The sequence below is a fragment of the Psychroserpens sp. Hel_I_66 genome (genome assembly GCF_000799465.1).
GTDB lineage: Bacteria > Bacteroidota > Bacteroidia > Flavobacteriales > Flavobacteriaceae > Psychroserpens.
In genome coordinates, this window is the sequence record NZ_JUGU01000001.1 from 65,211 (window position 1) to 77,085 (window position 11,875).

At 33.6% G+C, this 11,875-nt stretch carries 11 protein-coding genes and 1 pseudogene; 9 read left to right on the top strand and 3 right to left on the bottom strand.

Annotated elements, in window-relative coordinates; translation table 11 throughout:
• Window positions 1-3 precede the first annotated feature (3 nt).
• Together GQ40_RS00310 and purH are read right to left on the bottom strand one after the other, a co-directional pair.
• Window positions 4-1,032, bottom strand: coding sequence for a rod shape-determining protein (locus GQ40_RS00310; protein WP_047544719.1), 1,029 nt, complete (start codon window positions 1,030-1,032; stop codon window positions 4-6).
• A 216-nt stretch (window positions 1,033-1,248) separates the two neighbouring features.
• Entirely contained in the window at window positions 1,249-2,781 is a 1,533-nt protein-coding gene (purH, locus tag GQ40_RS00315; protein WP_047544721.1) for a bifunctional phosphoribosylaminoimidazolecarboxamide formyltransferase/IMP cyclohydrolase, read from the bottom strand.
• Between the two features lie 186 nt (window positions 2,782-2,967).
• Here purH and GQ40_RS00320 point away from each other — a divergent pair, with 186 nt between their 5' ends.
• Entirely contained in the window at window positions 2,968-4,215 is a 1,248-nt protein-coding gene (locus GQ40_RS00320; protein ID WP_047544723.1) for an ABC transporter permease, read from the top strand.
• A gap of 73 nt (window positions 4,216-4,288) precedes the next feature.
• Here the strand turns inward: GQ40_RS00320 and GQ40_RS00325 are convergent, their stop codons facing one another.
• The gene (locus GQ40_RS00325; protein WP_047544725.1) at window positions 4,289-4,747 is read right to left on the bottom strand and encodes a GAF domain-containing protein; all 459 of its coding nucleotides are present in this window, start codon (window positions 4,745-4,747) and stop codon (window positions 4,289-4,291) included.
• Between the two features lie 91 nt (window positions 4,748-4,838).
• Between GQ40_RS00325 and xrtF the strand changes: the two genes are divergently transcribed.
• The 8 genes and pseudogenes from xrtF (at window position 4,839) to GQ40_RS00365 (ending at window position 11,772) form a co-directional block, all read left to right on the top strand.
• Window positions 4,839-5,390 carry an exosortase family protein XrtF gene (gene xrtF, locus GQ40_RS00330; protein WP_047544727.1) on the top strand — a complete coding sequence of 184 codons (552 nt, stop codon included), beginning with the start codon at window positions 4,839-4,841 and terminating at the stop codon, window positions 5,388-5,390.
• Window positions 5,383-5,811, top strand: coding sequence for an exosortase F system-associated membrane protein (locus tag GQ40_RS00335; protein ID WP_047544729.1), 429 nt, complete (start codon window positions 5,383-5,385; stop codon window positions 5,809-5,811). The genes xrtF and GQ40_RS00335 overlap by 8 nt, the downstream gene beginning before the upstream one ends.
• A gap of 58 nt (window positions 5,812-5,869) precedes the next feature.
• Window positions 5,870-6,283 (top strand): annotated as a pseudogene (locus GQ40_RS17900) (HYC_CC_PP family protein).
• A 76-nt stretch (window positions 6,284-6,359) separates the two neighbouring features.
• Complete coding sequence (locus GQ40_RS00345; RefSeq protein WP_047544731.1) at window positions 6,360-7,091, top strand: heavy-metal-associated domain-containing protein; 732 nt, start codon at window positions 6,360-6,362, stop codon at window positions 7,089-7,091.
• Between the two features lies 1 nt (window position 7,092).
• A complete protein-coding gene (locus GQ40_RS00350) occupies window positions 7,093-9,333 on the top strand; it encodes a TonB-dependent receptor (RefSeq protein ID WP_047544733.1) in 2,241 nt (746 codons plus the stop codon).
• A 47-nt stretch (window positions 9,334-9,380) separates the two neighbouring features.
• Window positions 9,381-9,734, top strand: coding sequence for a heavy-metal-associated domain-containing protein (locus GQ40_RS00355; protein ID WP_047544735.1), 354 nt, complete (start codon window positions 9,381-9,383; stop codon window positions 9,732-9,734).
• Between the two features lie 121 nt (window positions 9,735-9,855).
• Window positions 9,856-10,749: a hypothetical protein gene (locus GQ40_RS00360; RefSeq protein WP_156115481.1), complete on the top strand. Its 894-nt coding sequence runs from the start codon at window positions 9,856-9,858 to the stop codon at window positions 10,747-10,749.
• Window positions 10,750-10,824: 75 nt separating this feature from the next.
• Window positions 10,825-11,772, top strand: a complete 948-nt coding sequence (locus GQ40_RS00365) for a hypothetical protein (protein WP_156115482.1) — start codon at window positions 10,825-10,827, stop codon at window positions 11,770-11,772.
• Window positions 11,773-11,875: the final 103 nt, after the last annotated feature.

Below are 11,875 nucleotides of genomic sequence, written 5' to 3' on the forward strand. Positions count from 1 at the left end.
AGATTATTTTATCAATACACTTTTGAATTTTCCTAGATTTTTTAGTGCAATTCCCGTTCCTCTAACAACTGCTCTTAAAGGATCTTCGGCGATGTAAACCGGTAAATCTGTTTTTTGTGAAAGACGCTTGTCCAAACCTCTCAACATAGATCCACCACCTGCTAGATATATGCCTGTGTTGTAGATGTCTGCAGCAAGTTCTGGAGGTGTTTGTGATAAGGTTTCCATTACAGAATCCTCAATTCTTAAAATAGACTTGTCGAGTGCTTTTGCAATTTCACGATAGGAGATTTGAACCTGCTTAGGCTTTCCAGTTAATAAATCACGTCCTTGAACGCTCATTTCTTCTGGTGGCATATCTAAATCTTCGGTAGCAGCACCAATTTGAATTTTTATCTTTTCCGCAGTACGATCACCAACATACAAGTTGTGTTGTGTGCGCATGTAATAAATAATATCGTTTGTAAATACGTCACCTGCAACTTTAACCGATTTGTCACAAACAATTCCGCCAAGAGCAATCACAGCAATTTCTGTCGTACCACCTCCAATATCAACAATCATGTTACCCTTTGGTTGCATAATGTCAATACCAATACCAATTGCAGCTGCCATTGGTTCGTGAATTAAATATACTTCTTTACCGTTAACACGCTCACAAGATTCTTTTACCGCTCGCATTTCTACCTCTGTAATCCCAGAGGGGATACAAACGACCATTCGTAAAGCTGGAGTAAATAATTTCTTTTTTAATGCTGGAATGTTCTTGATGAACATGCTTATCATTTGCTCAGATGCATCAAAATCGGCAATCACACCATCTTTCAAAGGTCTAATTGTTTTTATGTTTTCGTGCGTTTTACCTTGCATCATGTTGGCTTCTTTACCAACAGCAATTATTTTTCCAGAAATTCTATCTCTTGCAACTATGGATGGACTATCGACAACAACCTTGTCATTGTGGATAATTAGTGTATTTGCGGTTCCTAAATCTATGGCTATTTCTTCGGTTAAGAAATCAAAAAATCCCATGCTTTATTCTAAGTATTATGAGGGTGTTAGTGTATTCAGTTTTTGACGTGTCGTAAAAGTAATAAAACTTACTAAATATTTACCGTTTATTTCTATTTCAATTTACATGAAAGTTAAGCGGTTAACTTTTTATAGTTAAACGTTTACTTTTTGGTTTTGGATGTTTCTTTTAGATTAAAATATTTTAGGTATTGAAATCTTATTTCTTCGGAAATTTTAATGTTTAAAATGACGTGTACCAGTCATCACCATTGCAACATTACGATTGTTGCAATAATCAATAGTTAGCTGGTCTTTTATTGATCCTCCTGGTTGTATTACAGCAGTAATTCCTGCATGATCTGCAATCTCTACACAATCTGGAAAAGGGAAAAACGCATCACTCGCCATAACAGCTCCTTTTAAGTCAAACTTAAAAGATTGTGCTTTATGGATCGCTTGGTTAAGTGCATCAACACGACTGGTTTGACCGGTTCCGCTGGCGCACAATTGTTTGTCTTTAACCAAAACGATAGTGTTCGATTTTGTGTGTTTGCAAATTTTAGACGCAAAGATCAAATCATCCAATTCGTTTTGCGTTGGCTTTTTGTTGGTAACATGAGTCAAATCTTGAATGCTATCTGTTTTGTTATCTCTATCCTGAACCAAAACTCCGTTAAGACATGACCTTACTGAGGTTTGAGGAAATTCAATATCGTGTAAGATTAAAAGAATTCGGTTTTTCTTTCCTTTTAAGATCTCTAAAGCTTCTTCGGAAAATGATGGTGCAATGACCACTTCACAAAATAAACCGTGAATTTCTTCTGCTGTGGATTTATCAATTTCAGTATTAGAAATTAAAACACCTCCAAATGCAGAAACTGGATCTCCTGCCAGTGCATCTACGTAGGCTTGGTGGATTGTGTCACGTTGTGCAAACCCACAAGCGTTATTGTGTTTTAAAATCGCAAAAGTTGGGGCTTCAGCTTTAAATTCGTTCATTAAATTTACAGCAGCATCTACATCTAAAAGATTGTTGTAGCTTAATTCCTTTCCGTGGAGCTTGGTGAATAAGTCATCAAAATTTCCGAAGAAAAAACCACGTTGATGTGGGTTTTCTCCGTAACGTAACACTTGTCCGTTAGTTTCACTTATTTTCAATGAAGGGATGCTATGATCTGCATTGAAATAGTTGAAAATCGCAGAGTCATAATGTGACGATACGTTAAAAGCTTTTGCTGCGAATTGTTTTCTATCTGCTTCGGTAGTTTCACCGTTTTTAGTTTCTAAAAGCTCTAAGAACGCTGCATAATCATCAACCGAAGACACGCAAATTACATCTGCATAATTTTTAGCTGCAGCTCTTATTAGTGAAATACCACCTATGTCAATTTTTTCTATAATATCTTGATTTGATGCACCAGAGGCAACCGTTTTTTCAAAAGGGTAGAGATCAACAATTACGACATCTATTTGCGGAATATCAAAATCAACCATCTCGGCAACATCACCTTCATGGTTTTGGCGGTTTAAAATACCACCAAAAACTTTTGGGTGTAATGTCTTTACGCGTCCACCAAGAATGGAAGGATAAGACGTTACGTCCTCAACAGGAACAACATTTATGCCCAAGTCTTTGATAAATTTTTCTGTACCACCTGTTGAGTAAATGGTTACATTTTGTTCGTTTAATTTTTTGACGATTGGTGCTAAACCTTCTTTACTAAATACTGAAATTAAGGCAGATTTGATTGTTTTGTTGTTGCTCATTTTGAAGTTGTTGTCGTTGTGTTGTGAATTTTGTTGTACTGTAAAAATTAAAATTCAAAAATACACAATATCATAGGCTTTTTTAGGTGCAAAATGGAGTTTGTTTCAATTTTTTGTAACAATAAATTGTTGAAAACGTCCTATCTTTATATTTTCAGTATAAATCTGAAACACCAAACCCATATTATGCTTGTTTACCTTAGGCTATTTAAAGAAAGTTTTTCATTTGCAATCAATGCTTTGCGCAATAATAAGCTAAGAACATTTCTTTCTCTTTTAGGGATTACTATTGGTATTTTCTCCATTATTGCAGTTTTGGCAGCAGTAGATTCTTTAGATAAGAGTATCAAGGATCAATTAAGCGGTTTGGATAAAAACACGATGTATCTTACCAAATTTTCTTTTGGACCAACAGAGGTGCCACGATGGCAACGCGATAATTTTCCGCAGACAGAGCACGATGATTTTGAGTTTATACAACGTAATGTGCCAGATATTGATGCGATTGCCTATGTGATTTTTGGGAGCAATCAAAACATTAAATATGAAGCCAATACGGTAACCGGAGTAAATATTACACCAGTGTCTAACGGTATTTATGATATTGAAAGTTTAAAGTTAACCGATGGTCGTTTTTATAGTGAATCTGAGTCAAACTCTGGAGCCAATGTAATGGTTGTTGGTAGTAGTACTGCAGAGAATCTCTTCGGAAATGAAAACCCAATTGGAAAAACAGTTAGAGCCTACGGGAGAAAGATAACCGTTATTGGTGTGCTCAAAAAAATGGGAAATGGTCTAGGTGATTCTCCCGATGAAAAGGCTTTTGTGCCAGCTAATTTTGTAAGACGTTTTCAAAACGGTGGAACAGATGGAATACCGGGAGCAATAATTATTAAACCCGAAAAAAATGTAGATATTGGTGCTTTTGAAGCAGTATTAAAACAAAAATATCGCGCTTACAGAGGTCTTAAGGCAGATGAGCCCGATAATTTCTTTATTAATAAGATTTCTGGTTTTACGCAATTTATTGATGGTATTATTTCTACCCTGAACATGATTGGTTGGATCATTAGCGGATTTTCACTTCTGGTTGGCGGATTTGGAATTGCAAATATCATGTTTGTAAGCGTGCGGGAACGAACAAGCTTGATTGGAATTCAAAAATCTTTGGGCGCTAAGAATAGGTTTATTTTGTTTCAGTTTTTATTTGAGGCAGTAATATTATCTGTTTTAGGAGGATTAATAGGGATTGTACTTGTTTGGTTTGTCTCTTTGGTAGCAAACGCCATGTTGGATTTTGAATTTGTACTTTCTCTATTTAATATATTTCTCGGTTTCGGATTGTCAACTTTTATTGGTTTGGTTTCTGGAATCATACCTGCAATTTCAGCCTCTCGATTAGATCCTGTAGAAGCTATTAGAACTGGGATGTAATTTTTTAAAAGGCAAAAGGCAAAAATTTAACCTTAAAATTTAAAATTTGGGCTTAGAGATTTTGATTGAGAATTTATCCAATAATACTTGCAACCTGCTCACAAACAAACTCCAAAAAGCGCTCGTCTTCCGAAGAAAATGGATCTGGTGTATTGGAGTCAATATCTATTTGGCCAATGTTTTCTCCGTTTAAGAATATTGGGATTACAATTTCTGCTTTTACCGTAATGCTGCAAGCGATGTAATTATCCTGTGCAGAAACATCTGGTACGACGAAATTTTTATTTGAAAGCGCTACTTGACCGCAAATCCCTTTTCCGAAGGGAATAATCGTATGGTCGGTAGGTTCGCCAACATAAGGTCCTAACTTGAGTTCGTTTTTGTCACCATTTTTGAAATAGAATCCTACCCAATTATAGTAATCGATATGATTTTCAAGAAGTTCACATATTGAAAGCAGGCGCTCATCAACCGTTTTATTGGTTTGCGCTATTATAGTTTCTACTTGAGGTTTTAGGGTTTCAAAAATCATAGGTTTCAAAAATTTTGGTAAAAGTATTTAAAAAGTGACATTTCTAGATTCATTTTGTATAATTTTAACTGAAAGTAAATTATAGTTTCTTTTGAAAGCACTTCTACGTAAATACAAATCTGTCGTTAAGTTTATTTTAACCTTTCTCACGGTTTACATTGTATTGACTATTGGTTATAAATTATATTTGGATTTGTCTGATGGTACAAGATATTATCCAGATTATTTAACAAACCTAGTTGCAAAACAAAGCCAGTCCTTAATCAATACAGTGGGTTACAAAGCTGAAATTCTACCGCACCCAAACGAGCCATCTATGAAACTCTTGGTCAATTCCAAATTTGTTGCTAGAGTAGTAGAAGGGTGTAATTCTATTAGCGTTATAATATTATTTGTGTCATTTATCATCGCATTTGCTAGCAAATTTAAACCTACTTTTATCTACGCTTTGTCTGGAAGTGTTCTTATTTATACTGTCAATTTATTGAGAATTGCCATTTTATCTATAGGTCTCTACAATTATCCTTGGCGAGAAAAAATATTACATACCGTTATTTTTCCCTTAATTATCTACGGAATGGTTTTTTTATTATGGATGTTTTGGGTGAATCGATTTTCAAAAAAGAAAAAACAACATGCGTAATCCAATTACTTTTATATTGCTCTTGGTTTTATTTGGTTTACTGGTATTGATTCGTGTTTTTGAAACCAGCTTATTTTACGATCCTTACCTTTTGTTCTTTAAGAGCGATTACTTGCATATGGATTTTCCCAAGAGAGAGATTTTAAAGTTAACATTGTTTACGACATTACGTTACGTTTTAAATACTGTAATTTCTTTGGGAATTATTTATTTGTTTTTTAAGGACAGATCAATCGTGAAATTTTCGATGCTGGTCTATGCCATTGCCTATCTTATTTTAATTGTCTTTTTTCTCTATTTTGTAATTAAGCCAAGACAAGAGGACTACTATTTGTTTTTTAATTTTAGAAGATTTTTGATACAGCCAATTTTTTTAATACTCCTTGTTCCAGCATTTTATTATTATAAATTAAAGCAATAGACTGTTAATCATTATATAATTAGAGCTTTAATTGAGTTGTTTTTTATAAATTTGCATAATGTTAAAACTGATTTTAAATAAATTATTTTCTACAACAATGGCACTTCTGCTGTTGTTTTCAACGGTATCATTTACTGTTGAAAAACATTTTTGTGGAGACGTTTTAATTGATGTAGCTGTATTTAGCAGCGCGCAGAAATGCCAGATGGAAGCTTTTGAAATCGAACAAGAACAGATAACAAAAGTCCCATGTTGTAAAGACACTTTAGATGTTGTTGAGGGCCAAAAATAATTAACGGTCAAGACTTTTGATGATTTAGACTTTGACCAAAGTCTCTTTATCGCTTCCTTTTTAATTACTTACAATAATCTATTTGATGTTTTACCAAAGCAAACCATACCTCATAAAGATTATTCTTCTCCCAATTTGATTGCAGACATACAAGTGCTCGATCAGGTTTTTATCATTTGATATTAATTATAATCACAGGATTATTTTAGACTGAAACTATTTTCAGTCACATTACTATTATATCAAATTTCAACTAATGACACACACATACACAATTACAGGTATGACCTGTAACGGTTGTAAAGCTTCGGTAGAGAAAGCTTTACAATCCATTAATGGCGTTACAGAAGTTTCAGTAAATCTTGAAGAATCTCACGCAAAAGTGAGCATGTCTAATCATATTTCTACGGAAACTTTAAAACAAGCCTTACCAGATAAATACACCTTAACCGAAAAAGCGACTAAAAACGTATTCTCTTCAGCTTCCGAAGAACAAATAGAAGAGAAAAGTGAGCTAAAGCAGCTGTTTCCTCTGTTTTTGATTTTTGGTTATATTTTGGTCGCTTCCTTTTTAATGAACATTAAGCCTTTTAATGTAGAGAGCTTTATGCTTGATTTTATGGGATTGTTTTATATCGTTTTTAGCTTTTTCAAGCTATTGGATTTAAAGGGATTCCCAGAAAGTTTTAAAATGTACGATCCATTGGCAAAAGCGCTTCCAGCTTACGGTTGGGTCTATCCGTTTATCGAATTGGCATTAGGATTTTTATTTTTAATGAGATTACAAATCCCCTTGGCATTAATCCTCACCTTAGTCATTTTGGGAATAACAACGATAGGAGTGACGAAAACACTTTTAGATAAAAAATCAATTCAATGTGCTTGTTTGGGCACAGCTTTGAAACTCCCAATGACCAAAGCGACTTTTATTGAGAATTCAATCATGATTATCATGGCAGTATTTATGCTTTTTAAAATCTATAATTAAAATGAAAAACTTATTATTTTTAATTTTAATGCTGCCAATGCTAGCGTTTTCACAAGAAACTATTGAAGGCATTATTACCGAGAAAGTTGACGGAAATAAAATGTTTCCGTTAGCAGGAGCCAATGTGTTTTGGTTGGACACATCTGTTGGTGCTGTTACAGATATTGATGGTAAATTCAGTATCGCCTATCAACCTAGTTACACCAAATTGGTGATTAGTTTTGTAGGTTTTAAAACAGATACCTTAACCATTACAAAACCTAAATACATTAAGCACTTATTAGAGGCAACCAGTGATTTAGATCAAATTACATTGACCGCAAGAAAGCAAGCGACATCAAGATCTTATATGTCCTCACAAAATATTATGACCATAAGCAGTGACGAATTACTAAAAGCTGCGTGTTGTAATCTATCTGAAAGTTTTGAAACAAACCCCTCAATAGATGTCAATTTTTCTGATGCTGTAACAGGTACACGACAAATAAAGATGCTAGGCTTGACCAGCAAATACATTTTGATTACTACGGAGAATATACCGTCAATTAGAGGTGCATCCCAAGCTTACGGTTTGAGTTACATCCCAGGTACTTGGGTAGAAAGTATTCAAGTCACAAAAGGCGCAGGAAGTGTTGTTAACGGTTTTGAGAGTATTGCAGGACAAATCAATGCTGAGCTGTATAAACCAACCACAGATGCACGGTTTTTTGTCAATCTTTACGGTTCGATGAATGGTCGTTTAGAGCTCAATACCCATATAAACACTCAAGTTAGTGATAAATGGAGTACAGGTTTTTATATCCACGGAAATTTTAGAGATCAAAAATTTGATAAAAACAACGATACATTTTTAGATGTTCCCCTTAAAAAACAAGTAAATGTGATGAACCGTTGGCAGTACACAAACCCAGAAAAAGGCTTCGTGAGCTTTATAAACCTGAGATACTTAAATGATGAAAACCAAGCAGGTCAAATCAATTTTGATCCAGATACAGATCGATTGACTACCAATGCTTGGGGAAACCAAATCAATACAAAGCGTTTTGAAGTATCAGCAAAATTAGGTTATGTAAACCCAGAAATTCCTTGGCAGAGTTTAGGTGTTCAATTTGCGTATAGCAACCATAACCAAGATTCTTATTTTGGCTTGAATGAATATGATATCAATCATAATAGTGTGTATTCTAATGTGATTTATAATTCCATCATAAGCGATTCCAGGCATAAAATCAAAACGGGATTAGGGTTTACTTACGATCATTACGATGAGTTTGCCATTGGAGCAGATTTTGAGCGTAGTGAGCGTTCCGCGGGAGCATTTTTTGAATACTCCTACGATAATCTAGATAAATTAACCCTTACAGCAGGTTTGCGTTTTGATACACACAATTTATTTGGTGAGTTTATTACGCCTCGTTTACATGCTCGTTACACGCCTTGGGAGAAATCTGCTTTTAGGGCATCTATTGGGAGAGGAAAGCGTAGTGCTAACATTTTTGCTGAAAATCAAAACATATTTGCCACATCGCGTAGCATTAATATCCTTAATTCCGGTGGAAATATATACGGTTTGGATCCTGAAATTGCATGGAATTATGGAGTCTCGTATCTTCAAGGTTTCAATCTCTTCGGAAGAAAAGCAGATATCATTCTAGATTATTATAGAACAGACTTTCAAAATCAAGTCGTTATAGATTGGGAAAATCCTCAGGAAGTTAATTTTTATAATCTGGAAGGGGATAGTTATGCCAATAGCTTTCAGGTTGAGCTAAATTACAATGTATTTGAGCATTTTGATTTACGAACTGCTTACAAGTATTACGATGTACAAACTGAATATGCAACGGGAAAGCTTTCAAACCCTTTAATTCCGAAGCATCGATTCTTCGCCAATGCCTCTTACGAAACTCATATTCATGAAGGAGAGACGTCCCAATGGAAATTTGACTTGACTTACAATTGGTTGAGTGAACAACGCTTTTCTTCTACAGCATCTAATCCAATAGAGTACAGGTTACCTGAGCAATCACCAACAGTTGGTACATTAAACGTCCAAGTTACTAAAGTGTTTTCTCCAAAATTTGAAGTATATTTAGGTGGTGAGAATATTACAAATGTGAGACAGGACAATCCTATTTTAGGAGCAGATGATCCATTTGGTTCAAATTTTGATACTACTTTTGTGTATGGCCCAATTTTTGGAAGTATGTATTACGCAGGCTTAAGATTTAAAATAAAATAACAAATTCCTGTGAAAGCAGGAATCTAAAAGAAAAATAGATAGATATTATGAAAAAAATAATTACAGTGTTCGTATTATTGGTAACAACAATAACCTTCGCTCAAAATAAAAATGAAAGAGCATCAATGGAAGTTGATGGTGTATGCTTAATGTGTAAAGACCGAATTGAAAAAGCAGCCATAAGAACAAAAGGCGTAAAATCTGCCATTTGGAATGTGGATACACATGAACTCAAACTAATCTATGATGCCAGAAAAACCGATGTAGATTCTATTAGTAAAAGCATAGCTTCTGTTGGTCACGACACAAAGAAAATCAAAGCCACAGAAGAGGCTTACAATACAGTTCATCCATGTTGTAAGTATCGGGATGAGGAGATTAAAAAAGATCATAAAAACTAGAATTTAAAAACTAAAATTGAAAAAGTCTAAATTAACATTTAGACTTTTTTTATTATTTGACGCAACCATTTTGAGTTATTGAAGACTATAGGGAAAGAGGTTTAATTAAAAACATTATTACATGAAAAATTTCACAGCTGTATGCATACTAATATTTATTTCAATTTTTATGTATTCTTGTGATGAAGAATCAATAGAGAGTCCTATAGATGAATCAAGTGAATTAATTTCAATTAAAGCGGTAACAAATCTAGGAGGTTTAAGTATTTATAGCTTTAATGAAGATTTAATTACGGAAGTAAACAGTAATAATACATATCAAATAAATACCTTTAGTAATGGAAAAATGGTTATGTTGGAGCATTATTATGACGATGGGTCAATTTATCTTACAGATTCGTTCGAATATGATATTAATGATCGTATTGTGAATAATACTACGGATTACCCGAATAATGAAACAATAGTTCGTAATTATGAATATATCGGAAATAATATTTTGGCATCAAGGTCTGAGTACGATAGTGATGGCAGTTTGATTGATGAGACAACTTATTCCTTTACCTTAAATAGTATTAATCAAATTGTTCGTTATGAGAACAACGACGGTACCAACTATTGGGATGCGACATACACCAATGGAAATTTGACAGAATTTGTATCAAATAGTGGTGGAGTTTATAAAACAACAACCCTAACCTATTCAACAGAATTGGCAAGTCAACCCTATCATATAGAAAGCTTTCGTTATGGTCCCGAATGGAAAAACAATATGATGCTGACTGAAACATCAGTTTTTGCCTTTAAACGTCTAGCAGATCAAGGAGCAGGAGCTAATTATTTAACAGGATATACCTTTACTAACATATATGATGATGGGAGTGAAGAAAATTCGATAGTCCTAGATGTAACATATGAATTTGATAATTTAGGTAGATTATCAAAACAAACACAAACTAAGACATTTTATGACAACAATCCATTAACGAAAGAATTAACTTATGAATATCAATAATTTTATTATTTGACGCAACCATTATGAGTTATTGTAGACTATAGGGAAATAGGTTTAATTTAAAAAAAAATTATTATGATAAAATATACAAGATTCTTTTCAATTCTATTTTTAACAATAGTATTGATTTCATGCGACAATGATTCTGTTACTAATGACAACCCTGTTTCAGGAGCACCCAATAATTCTCAAACTCTTGTTTCTATAACTAAGAATTCAACTTGGGTAAATTATCTTGAAGTCATTAATTTTACCGACGGAAAGATTACAAATATTCAATTTAGTGATGGACCGTACCATATTTATAGTTACACAAATAATTTGGTGACAGAGATTCAAGAATTCAACGTTAGTGGAACACTTTTGTTCACAAATACCTTTTCATATGATGGAGATGGTAGATTGGTTGGAAAAGTAGTTTTGCCAAGTTCATCGTCACCAGAATGGGAAAATTACACTACCTATCAATATAGCTACACTGATGATTCAATAATTACAGCAATCAAATTATTTGATTTTGATGACGTTCAACAGGAAGACACTATATACCACAATTTAGAGCTTAATCAAAATAATGTTACGAGATCAATTGGGTCTGTATCTCCTCTTTATTCTCCATTTGACTTTAGAAGTGATGTTACATATATAGATGATAACCCTTTGACTTATGAAAGGTATTTTTCAGGAAATTTAAATATCAATTCAAGTTATGAATACTTAGACGGATTGGCTGCTGATGCTTACACGGTTGAAAAACTTAAGTTTGGAGTGCATTGGAAAATAAATAGTTTATTATCTCATGGCGTACCAACGCTTGGAACTTATGTTCTTGATGATATAACATCAAAATATTTATCTAAAGTAGATTATAATTACAATTATCAAGAGCAATCGATTAATAATATTACAACTTACAGCTATGAATTCGATGAAGAGAATTTGCTAATAAGTGAATCACAATCAAAATATAGCTCAGCTGTAGATCAAACGTATTTAACATTGATTACTTATGAATATGAGTAATACCTGTTAATTTAAGCATAGAGATTTCTATTTGACCGTATGATTGACTTTATAAAAAAAGCCTTTGACTCTCATCAAAGGCTTTTTCAATTTATTATATGCT